This is a genomic window from Lentzea sp. NPDC004789 (assembly GCF_053601075.1).
The window spans coordinates 299,698-318,140 of record NZ_JBSGBE010000010.1 but is presented as its reverse complement, the minus strand read 5'-3'; the positions used below and the strand labels follow the sequence as shown (position 1 = coordinate 318,140).

Annotated in this window: 20 protein-coding genes; 9 read left to right on the top strand and 11 right to left on the bottom strand. The window is 70.0% G+C overall.

Going from position 1 to position 18,443, the window contains the following annotated elements; all coding sequences use genetic code 11:
• Window positions 1-151: 151 nt before the first annotated feature.
• Window positions 152-337 carry a hypothetical protein gene (locus ACWEIJ_RS24430; protein WP_449839526.1) on the top strand — a complete coding sequence of 62 codons (186 nt, stop codon included), beginning with the start codon at window positions 152-154 and terminating at the stop codon, window positions 335-337.
• Between the two features lie 25 nt (window positions 338-362).
• Here ACWEIJ_RS24430 and ACWEIJ_RS24425 read toward each other — a convergent pair whose 3' ends face one another.
• From ACWEIJ_RS24425 to ACWEIJ_RS24415, 3 genes are read right to left on the bottom strand one after another with little or no spacing between them, the layout of a single operon-like run.
• Window positions 363-1,127, bottom strand: coding sequence for an ATP-binding cassette domain-containing protein (locus tag ACWEIJ_RS24425; protein ID WP_449839525.1), 765 nt, complete (start codon window positions 1,125-1,127; stop codon window positions 363-365).
• Window positions 1,124-2,149 (bottom strand): ABC transporter permease, encoded by a 1,026-nt coding sequence (locus ACWEIJ_RS24420; protein ID WP_449839524.1) that lies wholly within the window; start codon window positions 2,147-2,149, stop codon window positions 1,124-1,126. Before ACWEIJ_RS24420 ends, ACWEIJ_RS24425 begins: the two co-directional genes overlap by 4 nt.
• Before the next feature lie 3 nt (window positions 2,150-2,152).
• Window positions 2,153-3,169 carry a substrate-binding domain-containing protein gene (locus ACWEIJ_RS24415; protein WP_449839523.1) on the bottom strand — a complete coding sequence of 339 codons (1,017 nt, stop codon included), beginning with the start codon at window positions 3,167-3,169 and terminating at the stop codon, window positions 2,153-2,155.
• A gap of 157 nt (window positions 3,170-3,326) precedes the next feature.
• Here ACWEIJ_RS24415 and ACWEIJ_RS24410 point away from each other — a divergent pair, with 157 nt between their 5' ends.
• On the top strand, window positions 3,327-4,361 hold the full coding sequence (locus ACWEIJ_RS24410) for a LacI family DNA-binding transcriptional regulator (RefSeq protein ID WP_449839522.1): 1,035 nt from the start codon (window positions 3,327-3,329) through the stop codon (window positions 4,359-4,361).
• On the opposite strand, the gene ACWEIJ_RS24405 is transcribed toward ACWEIJ_RS24410, so the two are convergent.
• Genes ACWEIJ_RS24405 through ACWEIJ_RS24390 form a run of 4 tightly spaced genes read right to left on the bottom strand, consistent with a single transcriptional unit; the run spans window position 4,350 to window position 6,740 of the window.
• On the bottom strand, window positions 4,350-5,066 hold the full coding sequence (locus tag ACWEIJ_RS24405) for an alpha/beta hydrolase (RefSeq protein ID WP_449839521.1): 717 nt from the start codon (window positions 5,064-5,066) through the stop codon (window positions 4,350-4,352). The genes ACWEIJ_RS24410 and ACWEIJ_RS24405 overlap by 12 nt on opposite strands.
• 47 nt (window positions 5,067-5,113) lie before the next feature.
• Complete coding sequence (locus ACWEIJ_RS24400) at window positions 5,114-5,524, bottom strand: hypothetical protein (protein WP_449839520.1); 411 nt, start codon at window positions 5,522-5,524, stop codon at window positions 5,114-5,116.
• A gap of 2 nt (window positions 5,525-5,526) precedes the next feature.
• On the bottom strand, window positions 5,527-5,949 hold the full coding sequence (locus ACWEIJ_RS24395; protein WP_449839519.1) for a hypothetical protein: 423 nt from the start codon (window positions 5,947-5,949) through the stop codon (window positions 5,527-5,529).
• Window positions 5,950-5,987: 38 nt separating this feature from the next.
• Window positions 5,988-6,740, bottom strand: a complete 753-nt coding sequence (locus tag ACWEIJ_RS24390) for a sulfite exporter TauE/SafE family protein (RefSeq protein WP_449839518.1) — start codon at window positions 6,738-6,740, stop codon at window positions 5,988-5,990.
• 64 nt (window positions 6,741-6,804) lie between these two features.
• Here ACWEIJ_RS24390 and ACWEIJ_RS24385 point away from each other — a divergent pair, with 64 nt between their 5' ends.
• On the top strand, window positions 6,805-7,554 hold the full coding sequence (locus ACWEIJ_RS24385) for a hypothetical protein (RefSeq protein ID WP_449839517.1): 750 nt from the start codon (window positions 6,805-6,807) through the stop codon (window positions 7,552-7,554).
• Window positions 7,555-7,657: 103 nt separating this feature from the next.
• Here the strand turns inward: ACWEIJ_RS24385 and ACWEIJ_RS24380 are convergent, their stop codons facing one another.
• From ACWEIJ_RS24380 to ACWEIJ_RS24365, 4 genes are read right to left on the bottom strand one after another with little or no spacing between them, the layout of a single operon-like run.
• A complete protein-coding gene (locus ACWEIJ_RS24380) occupies window positions 7,658-8,632 on the bottom strand; it encodes a PP2C family serine/threonine-protein phosphatase (RefSeq protein WP_449839516.1) in 975 nt (324 codons plus the stop codon).
• Window positions 8,632-10,773: a tetratricopeptide repeat protein gene (locus ACWEIJ_RS24375; protein ID WP_449839515.1), complete on the bottom strand. Its 2,142-nt coding sequence runs from the start codon at window positions 10,771-10,773 to the stop codon at window positions 8,632-8,634. Before ACWEIJ_RS24375 ends, ACWEIJ_RS24380 begins: the two co-directional genes overlap by 1 nt.
• Before the next feature lie 13 nt (window positions 10,774-10,786).
• Complete coding sequence (locus tag ACWEIJ_RS24370) at window positions 10,787-11,743, bottom strand: transporter substrate-binding domain-containing protein (protein WP_449839514.1); 957 nt, start codon at window positions 11,741-11,743, stop codon at window positions 10,787-10,789.
• Window positions 11,740-12,981 (bottom strand): hypothetical protein, encoded by a 1,242-nt coding sequence (locus tag ACWEIJ_RS24365; RefSeq protein ID WP_449839513.1) that lies wholly within the window; start codon window positions 12,979-12,981, stop codon window positions 11,740-11,742. The genes ACWEIJ_RS24370 and ACWEIJ_RS24365 overlap by 4 nt, the downstream gene beginning before the upstream one ends.
• A 330-nt stretch (window positions 12,982-13,311) precedes the next feature.
• Here ACWEIJ_RS24365 and ACWEIJ_RS24360 point away from each other — a divergent pair, with 330 nt between their 5' ends.
• From ACWEIJ_RS24360 to ACWEIJ_RS24335, 6 genes are read left to right on the top strand one after another with little or no spacing between them, the layout of a single operon-like run.
• On the top strand, window positions 13,312-13,863 hold the full coding sequence (locus ACWEIJ_RS24360) for an LOG family protein (protein ID WP_449839512.1): 552 nt from the start codon (window positions 13,312-13,314) through the stop codon (window positions 13,861-13,863).
• Complete coding sequence (locus ACWEIJ_RS24355; RefSeq protein WP_449839511.1) at window positions 13,860-14,714, top strand: SAM-dependent methyltransferase; 855 nt, start codon at window positions 13,860-13,862, stop codon at window positions 14,712-14,714. Before ACWEIJ_RS24360 ends, ACWEIJ_RS24355 begins: the two co-directional genes overlap by 4 nt.
• Before the next feature lie 39 nt (window positions 14,715-14,753).
• Window positions 14,754-15,605: a methyltransferase domain-containing protein gene (locus tag ACWEIJ_RS24350; protein ID WP_449839510.1), complete on the top strand. Its 852-nt coding sequence runs from the start codon at window positions 14,754-14,756 to the stop codon at window positions 15,603-15,605.
• Between the two features lie 33 nt (window positions 15,606-15,638).
• Entirely contained in the window at window positions 15,639-16,841 is a 1,203-nt protein-coding gene (locus ACWEIJ_RS24345; RefSeq protein ID WP_449839509.1) for a cytochrome P450, read from the top strand.
• A 28-nt stretch (window positions 16,842-16,869) separates the two neighbouring features.
• On the top strand, window positions 16,870-17,796 hold the full coding sequence (locus ACWEIJ_RS24340; protein WP_449839508.1) for a radical SAM protein: 927 nt from the start codon (window positions 16,870-16,872) through the stop codon (window positions 17,794-17,796).
• Window positions 17,756-18,442, top strand: a complete 687-nt coding sequence (locus ACWEIJ_RS24335; RefSeq protein WP_449839507.1) for a thiamine pyrophosphate-dependent enzyme — start codon at window positions 17,756-17,758, stop codon at window positions 18,440-18,442. The genes ACWEIJ_RS24340 and ACWEIJ_RS24335 overlap by 41 nt, the downstream gene beginning before the upstream one ends.
• Window position 18,443: the final 1 nt, after the last annotated feature.

The following is an 18,443-nucleotide window of genomic DNA, read 5'->3' as shown; positions in this document are numbered from 1 at the left end:
TCCTGGTTCAACGGTGACGATCCCGCGCTGGACGCCACCGGCAACGGCCACGACCTCACCGTGACCGGCCTCGATCCGGCCAGGGCAGGTCGCACACGCCTGGCACCGCGACGTCGTCCGGCGCGGGTTCTCGGACTCGGTCCAGGAGCTGATGGCCGACCTCGAACAGGAACTGGGACACCGGCCGATCTTCGAGCTGGAGGTGCTCCAGATCCCGGTCGAAGGGCAGTTCTGGCAGCGGCTGCGCCGCGACAAGGTGCTGGCGTCGGAGGAACTGCTGGCCTCCCGCAACGTCATCGCGCCGCTGGAGTCGGTGATCCGCGACCTCGTCCGATGATCCACCGGACGAGGTCGCACGGCGCCTACTCCGGCGGCTCCATCGCCCCGGTCATGATCGCCACCGCGTCCGACATCGACACCGACTTCGGGTCCACGACGGCCTTGCGGCGGCCGAGCCGCTGGATGTGGATGCGGTCGGCCACCTCGAACACGTGCGGCATGTTGTGGCTGATCAGGATCACCGGCAGACCCCGGTCACGGACCTGCAGCACCAGGTCGAGCACCGCGCGGGACTCCCGCACACCCAGCGCGGCCGTGGGCTCGTCCATGATCACGACCCGGCTGCCGAACGCCGCCGCGCGCGCCACCGCCACGGCCTGGCGCTGGCCGCCCGACAGGGTCTCCACCGCCTGGCCGGGGTTCTGGATCGTCATGATCCCCAGCGCGTCGAGCTGACGGCGCGCCTCCTCGCGCATGCCCTGCCGGTCGAGCATCCGGAACACCGACCCCAGCACACCCTTGCGGCGCCGCTCGCGGCCCAGGAACAGGTTCGCCGCGATGTCCAGCGACGGCGACACCGCCAGCGACTGGTGCACCGTCTCGATGCCGGCGCGGCGCGCGTCCAGCGGCGACGAGAACGACACCGGCTCACCGTCGACGAGGATCTCGCCCTCGTCCGGCACGACCGCCCCGGACAGGGCCTTGATCAGCGACGACTTGCCCGCGCCGTTGTCGCCGATCACCGCGAGGATCTCGCCGGGCAGCAGCTCCAGGTCCGCGCCCGCCAGCGCGGTCACCTTCCCGTACCGCTTCACCAGGCCCGTGGCCTGCAGCACCGGCGTGGTCATGCCTTCACCTTCCTGATCCACTGGTCCAGCGACACGGCCACGATGATCAGCACACCGACCGCCATCGTCTGCCACAGCACGTCCACCCCGGCCAGGGCCAGGCCGTTGCGGAACACGCCGACGATCAACGCGCCGATCAGGGAACCGACCACGGCGCCGCGGCCGCCGAACAACGACGTCCCGCCGATCACCACCGCGGTGATCGAGTCCAGGTTGTCGGTCTGGCCCGCCTGGGGGCTGGCCGAGGCGATGCGGCCGATCAGCGTCCACGCCGCCAGCGCGTAGATCAGCCCCGCCGTCGCGTAGACGCTCAGCAGCACCCGCGCCGTGCGGATGCCCGACAGCCGCGAGGCTTCGAGGTCGTCACCGGTGGAGTAGACGTGCCGGCCCCACGCGGTGTTCTTCAGCACGAACGCCATCGCCGCCACCAGCACGACCAGCATGATCGAGCCGTAGGTGATGCGGGTGCCGGCGATGTTGAACGTCTGCCCGGTCCACAGCAGCAGCTTCGGCATGTCCGTGCCGCGGATCGTGGCACTGCCGGAGTACCAGAGGTTCACCGCGAAGAACACGTTCAGCGTGCCCAGGGTGACGATGAACGGCGGCAGCTTCAACCTCGTCACCAGCACACCGTTGAGCAGGCCGCACAGCGTGCCCACCGCGAAGCCCAGCAGCAGCGCGGGCAGCCCCGGCAGGCCGGTTCCCGCCGCCACCTTGGCCATCACGATCGAGGTGAGCACCATGATCGCCCCGCACGACAGGTCGATGCCCGCGGTCAGGATCACGATCGTCTGCCCCACCGCCAGCGTGCCCACCACGGCGACCTGCTGCAGGATCAGCGAGATGTTGCCCGGCGTCAGGAACCGGTCCGACAGCAGCGCGAACACGATCACCGCCACCAGCAGCACCACCGCGGGCCCGATCGTGGCCTGCGCGTGCAACAGGTGCTGCAACCGGGTCAGGATCGAACGGTCGCGCTGCTCCGGCAGGGGAGCGGGAGGCCGGGTAGCCGTCGTCGTCATGGCTCAGCCCCAGCAGTTCTGCAGGCCGAACGCCGAGTCCTTCGACTCCACGCCCTGCGCCGGCTGGTCGGTGATCAACGTGACGCCCGTGTCGGTGTTCTGCGGCTTCGACCCGTCCTTGGCGAACTTCGTCACCGCTTCCACGCCGAGCTTCGCCATCTTCAACGGGTACTGCTGCGACGTCGCCCCGATCACCCCGGCCTTGACGTTGTTCACGCCGGGACAGCCGCCGTCCACGGAGACGATCACGACGTCCTTCTCCTTGCCCGCCGCCTTCAACGCCTCGTAGGCACCGGCGGCCGCGGGCTCGTTGATCGTGTAGACGAGGTTGACGCCGGGGTCCTTCTGCAGCAGGTTCTCCATCGCCGTGCGGCCACCCGACGGGTCGCCGTTGGTCACGTCGTGGCCCACGATCCGCGGATCGGCCTCGTCACCGATCTTGTTCTTGTCCTTCACGTCGACGCCGAAGCCCTCCAGGAAGCCCTGGTCGCGCTGCACGTCCACGGACACCTGGTTCGGGTTGAGGTCCAGCAACGCGATCTTGGCCTGCTTGCCGTTCGTGGCGAACTTCGCCTTCGCCCACTGCCCGATCAGCAGCCCCGCCTTGTAGTTGTCCGTCGCGAACGTCGCGTCCGCCGCCGACGCCGGCTCCAGCGGCGTGTCCAGCGCGATCACCAGCAGCCCCGCCGCCCGCGCCTTGTCCACCGACGGCACGATCGCCTTCGAGTCGCTCGGCGTGATCAGGATGCCCTTCGCGCCCGAGGCGATCAGGTTCTCGATCGCGTCCACCTGGGTCTGGTTGTCGCCGTCCTGCTTGCCCGCGAACGACTGCACCGTCGCACCCGAGGACGAGGCCGCCTGCTGGGCGCCCTCCTTCATCTTCACGAAGAACGGGTTCGTGTCGGTCTTGGTCACCAGGCCGACCAGCGTCGTCCCGCCCGACGAACCACCGCCCCCGCAGGCCGCCGCGGACAGCGCCAGCACCGCCACCGCCGTCAGCCCGAACGCTCTGCGCGACATGACTCCTCCTACGTCAACGTTGACGTAACCGACCGGACTGGAAGCGGGCGCGGTTACGTGAGAAGTGGGGATTCCTTTACGTCATCGTTGACGCTAGCTTTCTGGGAGAAGACGCGACAAGCGGGCGTTACGCAAGCGTTACCCGGGGTGGGCAGACATGGATCAAGCAGGCGAAAGACGCGAACCCACGATGCGCGACGTCGCGGCACTGGCGAAGGTCAGCACGAAGACCGTCTCGCGCGTCATCAACGGACTGCCCGGCGCGGGCCCGGAGGTCGTCGACCGCGTCCGCGCCGCCGCCCGCACCCTGGGCTACCGCCCCAACCTCACCGCCAGCAGCCTGCGCCGCTCCGACCGCCGCAGCGCCACCATCGGCGTGCTGTTCGAGGACCTCTCCAACCCGTTCGACTCCGCCCTGCTGCGCGCCGTCGAGGACCGCGCCCGGCAGAACGGCGTGCTCGTGCTCGCCGGCAGCAGCGAGGACGACCGCGCCCTGCAGGGCGAACTGCTCGTGTCGCTGTCCGCGCGCCGCGTCGACGGCGTCGTCGTCATGGCCGCGGGCGGCCACCAGGACGCGCTGCAGCAGGAACGCGAACGCGGCACCCCGATGGTGCTCGTCGACCGGCCACCCACCTTCGGCGGCACCGACTGCGTGACCACCACCAACCGCGACAGCTCCCGCGAGGCCGTCCTGCAGCTCGCCGCACTCGGACACCGCGACATCGCGTTCCTCGGCGACCGCCGCACCCTGTGGACCAGCCAGGAGCGCTACACCGGCTACCTCGAAGGCCTCGCCCAGGCCGGGCTCACCCTGCGCGAGGAGCTCGTGCGCACCGACCTGCACGGCGCCGACCTCGCCGAGACCGCCGCGCGGGCACTGCTCGACCTCGACCGGCCGCCCACCGCCCTGTTCACCGCCCAGAACCTCGTCACCGTCGGCGCCATGCGCGTGCTGCGCGCCCGCGGCGTGCAGCACCGCGTCGCCCTCATCGGCTTCGACGACTTCCCGCTCGCCGACATGCTCGAACCCGGCATCACCGTCGTGCGCCAGGACGTCCCCGGCCTCGGCCGCAAAGCCGCCGAACTCATCTTCGCCCGCATCGACGGCGACACCTCACCACCCGTGCACGCCGTCGTGCCGGCCGCCATCGTGCGCCGCGGCTCCGGCGAGATCGCGCCCTCAGCCGACTGACAGCACCGCGTCGACGACCTGCGGACCCGAGCACAGCGCCGCGTCGTTGTGATCGGCACCGGCCACCTCGACCAGCCGCGCCCGTGCCGCGGCCGCCACTTCGCGGCTCTGCGCCGGCGGCACCACCGAGTCCGCCGTGCCCAGCACCACGACCGTCGCGACGTCCACACCGGACACCCGTTCGGCCACGGGGTACTTGTCCTGCAACAACATCTTCACCGGCAGCCACGGGTAGTGGTGCGACCCGACCGCCGCCAGCGACGTGAACGGCGACCGCAGCACCAGCCCCAGCGGCGGGCGGTGGGTCGCGAGCTCGACGGCGACCGCCGCCCCCAGCGACTCGCCGAGGTAGATCACCGGGCCGTCGACCAGGTCCAGCGCCGCCCGCGCGTCGTAGGTCAGCCCCTCCTCCGAGGGCTTACCGGGATTGCCGCCGTAGCCGCGGTAGTCGAACAGCAGCACCGACAACCCGCGCTCGGTCAGCGACCGGGCCAGCGGCACCCGTCCCTCCCGGTTGCCGCCGTTGCCCGGGAACACGATCACCGTCGCCCGCGCGTCCGGCACCTCGAAGTGCCAGCCGTCCAGCAGCAGGCCGTCCGCCGTCACCAGCCGGACGTCGCGCCCGCCGGGCAGCACGTCCGGCGCGGACGGCACCGGACCGGGGGAGGGGAAGTAGACCAGCTTGCGCTGAAAGGCGAAGACCACGGCGACGATGGTGACAACCACCGCCGCCGCGATCAAATCAGCTCACCTCAGCAGCGCTTGTCCGTGTTCGCGAAGTACCCGTACTCGGGGTTGTCCACCATGGTCCCCTGCGCCTGCGTGCACACCGACAACGTGGCCGTGCCCTTCGACCACACCTCGCGGTCGCGGTTGGCGCCCTTGACGTAGCCCTGCGTCCCGTTCGGCGTCAGGACGCCCACGGTGACGTAGTAGTCTTTGCCCTTGTTGTGGTACGAGTCCCACACGTACACGTAGCCCCAGTTCTTGCCGCACCCCTTGAACTGCTTCACCGACGCGACCGGGCCACCGCCCTCGTCGATGTAGGCGGTGCCGCCGATCTGGGTGACCGGACCGCATCCCGGCGCCGACTCCGCGTGCGCCATCCCCGGCGACAGCATCGCGACGAACAACGCCCCGGCCAGCACGAGCGAACGCCTCATCCTCAGCACCTCCAGTCGGTCTCGGCGGTCAGCCAGGTGTCGCTGATCACGAAGTTCTTCAGGGCCCCGACCGCACGGGTGCACTGGGTCAGCGAGTTGGTGCCCTCCGACCAGCCCTCCTGCTGGTTGCGGGGGTAGGTCCGCTGGCCCTTGATCTGCTCGGCCACGTCCATGGCCACCGTGATCTGGAAGTCACCGACCTCACGGGCGAACGAGTCCCACACGAAGATGTACGCGTAGTTCTTGCCACAACCCTTGAACTGCTTCACCGACGCCTTCGCGCCCCGGGAGTCACCACCGATGTAGGCGGTCTTGCCGATCTGCGTCACCGAACCACAACCCGGCGCCGACTCCGCGTGCGCCACCCCGGACGACATCCCGGCCAGCGCGAAGGCGGCCACCGCCGCGACAGAAACGAATCTCACGCCCCGACCGTGCCCGCGACCGGTTACCCGGCGGTAAATCAGCTGGCGGTCGCGTACAGCCACACCGCCAGCGCGACGCCGCAGAGGGCGATGAGCCACCGCATGACGTCCTGACGGACCCGCCGGGCGATCGAGGGCCCGATGAGCCCGCCGACGACAGCTCCCGCGCCCAGCGGTACCGCCGCCTGCCAGGCGACGGTGCCGGTGAGCGCGAACAGCACCGCCGGCAGGACGTCCGACGCCAGCAGGATCACGTTCTTCATCGCGTTGGCCCGGTGCAGCACCGGTTCCTCGGTGAACAGCAGCAGCGCGATCAACAGGATGCCCGAGCCCGCGCCGAAGTAGCCGTTGTAGAGCGCGACCCCGCCGAGACCGCCCAGGACCGCAGGACGGTTCCAGTTCTGGTCACGCTGCCAGCGGCTGATGGCGGGTTGCAGCAGCAGGATGAGCGACCCGGCGAGCACCAGGAACGGCACGATGCGGTCGAAGACCTCTCCCGGCGTGACGACCAGCAGCACCGCGCCGGCCAGCGAGAACACCACGCTCAGCAGAGCCCACCGGCGGATGGTCGCGCCGTGCCCCGCCACGTCCGGCGCCGCCCGGCTCGCGGAGCTGATCCCGCTGCCGAGCAGAGCGACCGAGTTGGTCACGTTCGCCGTCAGCGGCGGGATGCCCGCGGCCAGCAACGCCGGGTAGGCGACGAGACTGGTGATGCCACCCGCCGTGCCGATGACCCCCGCCACCACACCCGACGCGAACAGGAACAACGCGACCAGGACGGCGTGGGACACAGGCCGATCATGCCAGCAGCGTTCACCGGGCACAGCACGCGAGTGCTCGTCTCGCCACGAGGAATTGCGCGCAGAAGAGCGGGCGCCGTTCCCGTTTCACTTCCGCCATCACTCGAACGGTCGCTGGCCGGAATGGGAGGCGCGGGCAGAGAATCGCTTTCCCAATCGGCGTGAAACAAAGGGAAAGATCGTCATGAAGGCAATTCGCGTTCTTGTCGCGCGCGTGAATCGTGCTTTCCGGCCCTCCGCCACTTCCTCGAGAACCCGCCGCGGCCGGCACGCGGCCGCGGTGCTCGCGGTGAGCCTCGTCCTGAGCTCCGCCGTGGCCGCGCCCGCCGCCCACGCGGCCCTGGGCGACCTGGTGTGCACCGGCGCCTTCCAGCTCGACATCGACCCGCCGCTCACCCCGCTGCGGCTCACCTCGACCGCCTACGCCACCGGCGAGTTCACCAACTGCGTGTCGCTCAACGGCAACTACGCAGGCATCCAGTCGGGCGCGATCGCCACCCCGGCGACCGTCAGCGCCAACGGCAGCGCCCTCAACATCTGCCAGCTGCTGCTGACCTTCACCGGCGGCAACGCGGCCGCGAGCACCTTCGTCTGGCAGCCCGGCGCCGGAACCAGCCACTACACCTGGAGGATCAACACTGATCCCACCCAGGGCCAGATCACCCTCGAAGCCGCCCTTTCCAGCGGCCCGATGGCCGGTGACAAGGGAACGGCCGTTCCCGTGCTGGCGAATCCCAACCCGGACTGCGCGGTCAACGGCCTCAAGTACCTGACGGCCGACGTCGGCGCGTTCAATTTCGGCTGACCGAAGGAGGCTCCGCCGATTTCCGGCGGAGCCTCCGATAAGAATTCTCAATCATTGTCACGACGACGCAGGCGCGCTCAGCATCGAATTCCCGAATAACGCGTCACTCGACAGGACGAGGCGTGAACGGCACCAGCACCACGGTGATGTTGTCGTGGCCACCGGCGTCCAGGGCCACCTTCACGAACTCCTCCGGCCCGGACCCCAGCAGCGGCTCCAGGTCCTCCGGCTGCGGCCGGTAGTTGTGCAGCCCGTCCGAGCACAGCAGGAACACCCCCGGCGACGTCGGCTGCAGCGTCACGACCTGCGGCTCCACCCGCCCGGCGTCCGCGCCGATCCACCGCGACAGCACGTGCGCGCGACGGTCCGTCCGCGCCTGCTCCTCGGTCAGCACACCCTCCGCCACGAGCTGCGCCGCCCACGTGTCATCGGTGGTGAGCTGCTCGGAGCCCTCCGCCGACAACCAGTAGGCCCGCGAGTCACCGACCCACCCGACCGTCGCCGAGGAGTCCGTGACCAGCACCGACACGAACGTGCACGACGGCGCGACACCCCGGCCGCCCGCCTCGACCGGCTCGGCCTCCACCAGCTGCTCGACCGCGAAGCACGACGCCGCCACGGCGTCGACCATCGCCTGCTCCGGGTCCGCGGTGTCGATCAACGCGTTGATCAGCACGTCCACCGCCGCGTCGGCGGCCGCCTGCGAGGCCTGCTCCGCCCGTTCGGACGACGCCACGCCGTCGCAGACCACGGCGGCGACACCCTTGCCCGCGACGTGCCCGAACGCCATCGAGTCCTCGTTGCGCGCCCGCCGCTTGCCCCGGTCCGACACCCCGGACACCGCGCCGAGCGTGTACTCGACCCTGTCCCGCGCCGACGGCTGGTGCCGTCCGCACTGGGTGCAGTAGTCCTCGTCGTCGATGTCGGGTGAGCCGCACAGGATGCACGAGGCCTGCGCGGGACCGGTCGGTCCGCCCAGCGGCGTGCGGCGGACCAGCAGGTTGCGTCCGCACGCCTCGCAGAACCGGTCCTCCGGCGCGACGGGCGCGAAGCACTCCGGGCACTTCAGGGTGTCCATCAAACCAACGTCCTAGGCCTTACCGCGTTCGCGCGGTCCACCAATGCGATCCGTTCCTCCGGCGTGGCCGCGAACCGGGCCAGCGTGCGGTAGCGCCGCTCGAGACCCAGCCGAAGCTCGTGTTCGGAGAGTGCACAGTCCAGCACCCTGCCCTCGGCGGCCTGATTGCGGGTCACGTAGTCGTACGCCGCCTCCAGCACCTCCGCCGACAGCTGGGTGTGCGAATGCACGTCGATGTCCAAGGCGTGCAAGCGTTCCCCGGCCGCGACGAGGTCCTCCGCGCCGCAGTCGCCGAGCTGCGCGCGCACCGCCGCGATCTGCGCGGCGAGGTGTTGTGAGGAAGTGTCCGGAACGGACAGCAACACGTCGACCGCTCGCGCACGGTCACCGCACGCGAGCAACACACGCGCCAGCCCGAACGCCGCCGACACGTACGCGTGGTCGGTCCGCCACACCAGCTCGTACCAGCCCGCCGCCGCCTTCAGCTCACCCGTGGCCTCGTAGCACGCGCCGAGCGCGAGCTTGGGCGCCGCCTCGCCCGGCACCGCCGAGCACACCGCGTCGAAGAACCCCAGCGCGTCCCGCGCGCGTCCGTCGGTCAGCGCGGCCAGACCCCGGTACCAGTCGGGCCGCCAGTCCTCCGGATCCAGTTCGGACTCGTCGAACATCGACGGCGCCGTCAACGCCTCCAGCTCGCGCATCGCCGCCTCGGTGTCCCCGGACTCGATCAGCACCCGCACGATCCGCAACCGGACCTCCACGGTGTACTCAGGAGCCTTGCGCAGGCCTGCCGGATCCGACGTCGTCGCCGTCGCGAGCCACGACGCGGCCGCGTCCGACGTGCTCACGCTCGGTGCCGGCAACGCCAGCGCCACCTCCGCCAGGTCCAGCGCGCCCTCCACCCCGAACCGGCGGCGTTCCGGCGTGAACTGCCGCGACAGCCCGGGCCGCTGCTCGCCGTCCTCGATCGCCAGCACCTCGCGCAGCACGCCCGTGAGCTGCTCGGCCATGTCCTCCGCGGAGGAGAACCGCAGCTCGGGGTTCGGGTTGGTGGCGCGCAGCAGCAGCCGGTGGAACGACTCGAACCGGCCCAGCAGCGGTTCCTCGTCGATCGTGGGCAGCCGGTCCTTGCAGCGGCCGCGGAAGTCGAACGGGAAGCTCATCACCGCCAAAGCTCGCCCGATCGTGTAGATGTCGGAGAACACCGACGGGCCGATCGTGCCGATCTCCGGCGCCTGGTAGCCGATCGTGCCGTAGATGGGGGAGTGGTGGTCGTCGATGCGCCGCACCGCGCCCAGGTCGATCAGCTTGAGCTGCTCCTCGGTGTGGATCATGTTGTCCGGCTTGAAGTCGCAGTACAGCAACCCGACCCCGTGCAGGTAGCCGACCGCGGGCAGGATCTCCAGCACGTACGCGATCGCCTGCGCCAGCGGCAACGCCTCGTCGCCGCGGCCCTCCCGGCGCCGGCGCGTGATCATGTCCTTGATCGACTCGCCGCCGACGTACTCCATCACGATGTAGTCGACCAGGTTGCCGCTCTTGCGGTCCGCGTGCCGGATGAAGTTGTGGATCTTCACGATGTTCGGGTGCTCGACCTCGGCCAGGAACCGCCGCTCCGCCAGCGCCGCCGCCATCGCGTCCGCGTCACCGGAGTCGAGCAGGCCCTTGAGCACCACCCACCGGTCGCTCACCGCGTGGTCCAGCGCCAGGTACAGCCACCCCAGACCACCGTGCGCGAGACACCCCAGCACCTCGTACTGGTCGTGCAGCAGCTCACCCGGCTCCAGCTTCGGCGTGAACGAGTACGCGTGCCCGCACTGCGGGCAGAACCCCTCCACCCGGCCCGGCTTGCCGTCCTTGCGCCGCCCGACCTTCTTGCCGCACCTCGAGCAGAACCGCTTGGCCTCCGGCACCTCCGGGTTCTCCAGCACCGCGGTCTTCGGGTCCCGGTAGGGCACCCGCGGCACCTCGACCAGCCCGGCACCCAGCCGGCCGCGGCTCATCGACCGGCCGCTGCCCCTGCGCGCACGCCCCGAACTCGAGCGCGACAACCCCCGCGAGGCCTCCTGCGACACCGACCAGGGTGCGGTCCCCGGCGACGTCGCGGGCCCCGTGACGGGCAGCTCCAGATCCTCACTCATCTCGCGACCCTCCCTAGTCCCGATAACGAGCGACGGGCGGCGTCGGTGCCGGACCCAGCCGGTTGAGCCACCGCGAGTAAATCCCGGTCCACGTGCCGTCGCCGCGCATCCGCTCCAGCACGCCGTTGACGAACCTGACCAGGTCCTCCTGCCCCTTGGGCATCCCCACGCCGTACGGCTCCTCGGTGAACCGCGCCCCCACCACCTCGGTGTACGGGTCCTGCGCCGCGAGGCCCGCCAGGATCGTGTCGTCGGTGGAGATCGCGTCGGTCTGCCCCTGCTGCAGCATCACCAGGCAGTCCGTCCAGTTCGGCACGCTCACCGTCGTCTTCGCCCGGCCCACGACGTTGCCCAGCGACGTCGACCCCGTCGCCACGCACACCTTCTTGTCCTTCAGGCCGTCCACGCCGGTGATGCCCGAGTTGCCGCGCACCAGCACCCGCTGCCCGGCCTGGTAGTAGACCTGCGAGAAGTCCACGTCCGCCAGCCGCTGGCAGGTGATCGTCATCGTGCGCACCACGACGTCGACGTCACCGTGCTGCAGCACCGGGATCCGCTCGGCCGCCGTGACGACCTTGAACTGCACCTTCTTCTCGTCACCGAAGATCGCCTTGGCGATCTGCCGGGCCACGTCGACGTCGAAGCCCTCGATCTCGCCGGTGAACGAGTTGCGGAACCCCATCAGGTACGAGTTCTGGTCCACCCCGGCGATCAACCGGCCCCGCTTGAGGATCCGCTCCATGTTCGAACCCGCCGGCATCTGCCCCGCGGGCGGCAACGGGCCCGGCCGCAGGCTCGCCGTCGCGTCGCACGACGGCGCCGGCCCCGCCGAGCTGCTCGGCGCGGCCGTGACCGTGCTCGCGTCGCCCGGCTGCGGCGCCGGAGCGTTGCGCGGCACGACCTCGCTGGGCGCCGGACCCGCCGAGCACGCGCCCACGAGCAGGACCGCCGCCAGTGCCAGTCGCCTCATCGGTACTCCTTGAGCCGCTGCCACAGTCCCATCGTCGACCCCACCGCGCTGATCACCGCCAGCACCAGCACCCCGACCACCGTGCCCGCGAGCGCCGCCCGCGCCACCGCCACCTCGTCGCTGAAGTCCTGCCGCGCCCGGCCGATCGCGCGCACCAGGTCCTGGTCCAGCGAGTCGAAGAACGGGTTGTCGATCAGCGCCACGGCGTCGTTGTACTGACCGGCGTCGTCCGCCGCGCGGATGCGCTGGTGCACCTGCTGCCACTGCCGGAAGTGCCGCATCGCCTGGTCGACCGCCTCGCTGTTCTCCTGCTGCTTCGCCCGGTCCAGCAGGCCCTCCAGCCGTTCGGACACCTCGACGAAGTTCTTCTCGTACGTCTGTCCCGATCCCCGCGCGACCAGCGTCAGCGTCTCCTCACCCCGCGCGGTGAGGGTCGCGATCCGCGCCTGCGCCAGCACGTCGACCTTCTCCGACGCCGACCGCGAGCCCGCGACGTCACGCATCACCAGCACCGACACCGTCGTCGCCCACAGCAACGACACCACCGCCGCGGCCGTCGCCACCAGCAGGCCGATGTTGAGCAGGCGGTTCGTCCTGCGGGTCAGGTAGACCTGGGTGAGCACCAGCGCGACCACGAACGCCAGCGCCACGGTCACCGAACCCCACGGGAAGTTCGCCTCGTCCTGCGCCCGCGCCACCCGGTCGGTCTCCGCCCGGTACAGCTCCTGCGCCGACGGCAGCAGCTGCGTGCGCATCAGCCCCGAGGCCTCCCTCAGGTACGCGGCGCCCACCGGGAAGCCCTGCCGGTTGTTCGTGCGGGCGGTCTCGATCAGCCCCGTGTAGACCGGCAGCTGAGCCGCGAGCGTCGCCGTCAGGTCGGGAGAGGAGGCGGTGGCCACCGACAGCGCCGCCTGCGCCTGCGCGATGTCCGCCTCGTAGCGTTCCCGCAGCTGAGGAGGCTCCAGGCCGCCGGACAGGAACGCGCTCGCCGCCGTCGCGTCCGCGTCCTGCAACGCCCGGTAGACCTCCTGCGCGGCGTGCGCGAGCGGCTCCGACCGCGTCGCGAGGTCCTCCAGCGCCTGCTGCTGCCGGTTCACGCTCCACGTCGTCAGCCATCCGCTGGCCAGGCTCGCCACGACCAGCACCACGACGATCAGGCTCAGCCGCCCCGGTGTCGACCGCGCCAGGCCGGTGACCCGGCGCACCAGCGCCTGCCGCGGCTGCGAGTCGATCACCACGAGCGGGCCTCCCGACGGCAAGTTGATCGGCGTGGCGTAACTGTAGGCATCCGGACCACACCGCGTGGGAATTAGCGGCTCATCCCGCGAGGTGTCACCAGGCCGTAACCACCCGATCAAGCTCACGACCGCACCGCCAGGGGCCACCGGACGGCACACGTCCGCCTCCTGCACCGCGAACTCACGTCCGCGATTGAAGTTTCGGACACGGTCGGCGTGCATTGACAAGAAGCCGTGCACTGGATGACAAGAACGCCGAATTCCGCTCTGGCACTCTCGTGGTGTGGCAACCAAGAGCATTGTCAAGCGAACTCGACACGGGTGCCTTCGGTGAACAGCGTCACCGTTTTCTGCGGAGCGCATCCAGGGCGTGCCGAGGCTTATGCGAATGCCGCGGCCGAACTGGGCCGGGCGATCGCGCAGGCGAATCTCCGGCTCGTCTACGGCGGGGCCGGATTCGGGCTCATGGGGATCGTCGCGGACGCGGCGCTGAGCGCGGGCGGCACCGTCGTCGGGGTCATCCCGGAGAGCCTGGGCGGCCGCGAGGTCGCACACACGGGACTGACCGAACTGCACGTCGTGCCCGACCTGCACCGCCGCAAGGCCCTCATGGCCGAGCTCGGCGACGCTTTCGTGGCACTTCCCGGCGGGCTGGGCACCGCCGAGGAGTTCCTCGAAGTCCTCACCTGGTCCAAACTCGGCCTGCACCGCAAACCCTGCGTGCTGTTCGACGTCAACGGCTATTACCGATCCCTGCTCGCCTTCCTCGACGATGCCGTTCACGAAGGCTTCTTCGTCCCCGACTCCTCTCAACGCGTCATCGTGTGCCAGAAAGCCGACCAGGTCCTCGCGGCACTCGACGGAGAAATGGGAAACCAATGACCACCACGACGGAAAGTCATGCGCGCGACGACTACGAACGCACGCTGAAAGCGCATTGGGACGCCAAGACGGCCGACGACATCAATTTGTTGCTCGGCGCCGAGGACGACCTGTACCACCACCACTACGCCATCGGCGACTTCGACCACTCGGTCCTCGACGCGCCCGCCGACCGGCGCGAGGAGCACATCCTGCGCGAGCTGCACCGCATGGAGAGCGAGCAGGTCCGGCTGATCCTCGACGCCCTCGGCCCGACCCCGGCCACCGCGCGGGGCATGGACGCCGGATCCGGGCGCGGCGGCACGTCGTTCACGCTGGCCCGCGAGTTCGGCTGCCGGATGGACGGGGTCAACTTCTGCGACCACCACGTCGAGTTCTCCGAACGGATCGCCCGCAAGCGCGGCTGGGACGACCTGGTCCGGTTCCACCTCGGCAACATGCTGCAGACCCCGTTCGACGACGGCACGTTCGACTTCGTCGTGTCGAACGAGACGACGATGTACGCCGACGCGTTCGAGGCGATGCGGGAGTTCTCGCGCGTGCTGCGGCCCGGCGGGCGGTACGTCATGACGACCTGGTGCCGAGACGACGTGGTCGACCCGCGGTCGGAAGCCACTCAGCGGATCGACACCCACTACGTCTGCAAGATGCACCGGCGCAGCACCTACTTCGCCGCGTTCAAGGCCAACGGCCTGGTGCCCTACTACGCCCAGCGGTACACGCGTGAGGCCATGCCGTACTGGGAGCTGCGCAACCACAGCAGCCTGTGCACCGGCGTGGAGGACGCGTTCCTGGAGGGCTACCGCGACGGGTCCCTCAACTACCTGGTCGTCGCGGCCGAACGCGTCTGATCGCCCGGAAACCCATCTCTACCAAGGAGTGACGCAGAAATGTCGCAAATGGACGTGGTCACGCTCGGCGAGCACGACGCGGAGCAGCGGGGCTACTGGGACGCCAAGCGGTCCGACGACATCAACCTCCTGCTGGGGGCCGACGACGGGCTCTACCACCACCACTACGGCATCGGCGACTACGACCACGCCGTGCTGGACGCCCCGGCCGAGACGCGGGAGGAGCTGATCCTGCGCGAGCTGCACCGCCTGGAGGGCGCCGAGACCGAGCTGATCCTCGACGCGCTGGGCGACGTGCGGCCCGAGCACCGCGTGATGGACGCCGGGTCCGGCCGCGGCGGCACGTCCTTCATGATCGCCGACCGGTTCGGCTGCCGCGTCGACGGCGTGAACTACTGCGCCCACCACGTCGAGTTCACCCAGAAGCTGGCGCGCGAGCGCGGCAGCGCCGACCGGGTCGGGTTCCACTTCGCGAACATGATGCAGACCCCGTTCGAGGACGACACGTTCGACTTCATCGTGTCCAACGAGACCACGATGTGCGTGGACCTCGACAAGGCGTTCGCCGAGTTCGCCAGGGTGCTGCGCCCCGGCGGCCGCTACGTGGCCGTCACCTGGTGCCGCAACGACGTCGTCGAGGACAGGTCGGTGGCCTCCCAGCAGATCGACGACCACTACCTGTGCGCGATGCACACCCGCAGCAAGTACTTCGAAGCCTTGTCCGCCAACGGTTTCGTGCCGTTCCACGTGCAGCGCTACACCGACGAGGCGATTCCCTACTGGGAGCTGCGCGAGCACTCCACCATGCGCACGGGCGTCGAGGAGCCGTTCCTGACCGGCTTCCGCGAGCGCAGCATCGACTACCTGGTCATCGCCTCCGAGCGGCTCTGACGGTCAACATCGAGAGGAGTGGGGTGACGGGCGATGACAGAAGCGCCGGAGCTGTCACTGGATTTGCGGCGGGACGGGCTGGACCCGGTCGAGGAGCTCGCCAGGGCGCGCGACGACGAGGGCGTCGTGCAGGTGCCGACGTTGTTCGGCGTGCCCGCCTACCTGGTGTGCCGGTACGAGGACGTCCGCGAGGTGCTGGCGGACTCGGCCCGGTTCAGCATCGCCCGCACGCCGCTGTTCGGACTGGCCGAGGGCGGTGACGTGAGCGAGGAGGAGCTCGCCCGGATGCGGGCGGGCAACCTGCTCGGCTTCGACCCGCCCGAGCACACGCGGCTGCGCCGGATGCTCATCCCGGAGTTCACGGTGCGCCGGATGAACCGGCTCGAACCGCGGATCGTGGAGATCGTCGACGCGGCTCTGGACGACCTGGAGCAGGCCGGCAAGCCGGCCGACCTGATGACGCACTTCGCCCTGCCGGTGCCGTCACTGGCGATCTGCGAGCTGCTGGGCGTGCCCTACGCCGACCGCGACGACTTCCAGGACCGGTCCGCCCGGCTGCTGGACCTGTCGCTGCCGCCGGAGGAACGGATCGCGGCACGGCGGGAGGACCAGCAGTACATGATCGACCTGGTCACCCGCGCACGAGCCGAACCGGGTGACGACACGCTGGGCATGCTGGTGCGGGAGCACGGCGACGAGCTGAGCACCGACGAACTGGTCGGCATCGCCAGCCTGATCGTGCTCGCCGGGCACGAGACGACCTCGAACATGATCGGCCTGAGCACGCTGGTCCTGCTGCGCGACCCGGACCAGCTGGACCTGCTGCGCACCGACCCCGCGCGGATCGACTCCGCCGTCGAGGAGCTGCTGCGCTGGTTGTCCATCGCGCACTCGCTGCCGCCCCGCACGACCACCACCGAGGTCGAGATCGCCGGGCACGTCATCCCCGAGGGCTCGTTCGTGATCCCCTCGATCCCCGCCGCGAACCGCGACCGCGCCTTCGTCGACGATCCCGACACCCTCGACCTCACCAGGGAACCCGGCAGCCACCTCGCCTTCGGCCACGGCGTGCACTTCTGCCTCGGGCAGCTGCTGGCGCGGATGCAGCTGCGCATCGCCCTCCCCGCCCTGCTGCGGCGCTTCCCCGGACTCGCACTGGCCGATCCGGACGAGGAGATCGAGTACCGCGCCTCCAGCCTCGTGTTCGGCCTCAACTCGCTGCGCGTGACCTGGTGACCAGCGGCGAGGAGGGGAGGAGGTCGACATGGCGATGACGATGCTCGAACGCACGGCGAGCGATGCCGACCGCAGCGTGAAGTACGCGTGGTCCCTTTCGGACGGTTCAGTGGTCGAGTCGGTCGCCTTCTGGAAGGACGCGTCGTGGGTGAAGCAGCAGCGCGACCGCGGTGAGGAGGCAGACGTGCTGCACGTCTGCCTCTCCTCCCAGGTCGGCTGCAACGTCGGTTGCACGTTCTGCGCCACCGGTCTGCAGAGATCGCGGCGCAGCCTGACCGCCGCGGAGATCCTCGAGCAGCTCGACGCCGTGCTGGCCGACAGCCCGGGCGTCCGGGACGTCGGCGTCACGTTCGCGGGCATGGGCGAGCCCCTGCTCAACTTCCGCGGCGTGACCGAGTCGGCACGGCGGATGATCGCCGACGACCGGATCGCCAACGTCTCCCTGTCGAGCATCGGCATCGTGCCGAACGTCTACCGGCTGGCGGACCTGCGGCTCCCGTTGCGGCTGTTCCTCTCCCTGCACGCCCCCGACGACGATCTTCGCGAGCGGCTGATCCCGTTCAACAAGCACTTCCCGCTCGACGAGGTGATCGCCGCGGGCCGCGCGTACGCGGACCGGACCGGGTCACGCGTCGAGGCCAGCTACCTGCTGCTGGCCGGGGTGAACGACGACGAGGAACAGGCGCGCCGCCTGGCGCGGCAGCTCGACCCCGACCGGTTCAACGTGCAGATCCTCATGTGGAACAAGGTGCCGGGGTTCGACTTCGAGCGGGCCACCGACGAGCGGGGCGAGCGGATGGCCGCGGTCTTCCGGGAGTTCGGCTTCCACGCCTATGTGATGGGGTCCAAGGCCCGTGAAATCCAGGGCGCCTGCGGGCAGCTCGCCGGCCGCACGACAGTTGGAGGGAGACGGGATGACCACGTCCGTGACATTCGGCTACGACGACCTTCCTGACCTGATCGCCCGGATGACCGGCGACGAGCGGCACTCCTTCTCGTCGTCGTCCACCAAGGACGTTCTCTGGGTGCTCTACGACCGGGTGCTGAACGTGGCGCCCGACCGGCTGGACGACCCGGACCGCGACCGCTTCGTGAACTCCAAGTCGCACGGCCCGATGGCCTACTACGCGGTGCTCGCCGCGAAGGGGTTCATCCGGCCGGAGGACCTGGACGACTGGGGCGCGTTCGACTCGCCGTTCGGTTACGTGCCGGACCGGGTCAAGGTGCCGGGCGTGGAGCTGTCGGGCGGTTCGCTCGGCCACGGCCTGCCGGTCGGGGTCGGGATCGCGCTGGCCTGGCGCGTGCAGAAACGGCGTGCGCCCAGGGTCTTCGTGATGATCGGCGACGGCGAGTTCGACGAAGGCAGCAGCCACGAGGCGATGGCCTTCGCCGGCAGGGCGAAGCTGAACCAGCTCACGGTCATCGCACTGGACAACGGGACGTCGAGCCAGGGCTGGCCGGGCGGGATCGACCGGCGGTTCGCCGGTGAGGGCTGGGACACCGCCGTCGTCGACGGCACGAACCACGACGAGATCTACGCCGCGCTGACGCAGGAACACCCGGACCGGCCGCTCGCGGTCGTGGCCACCGTCACCCGCTAAG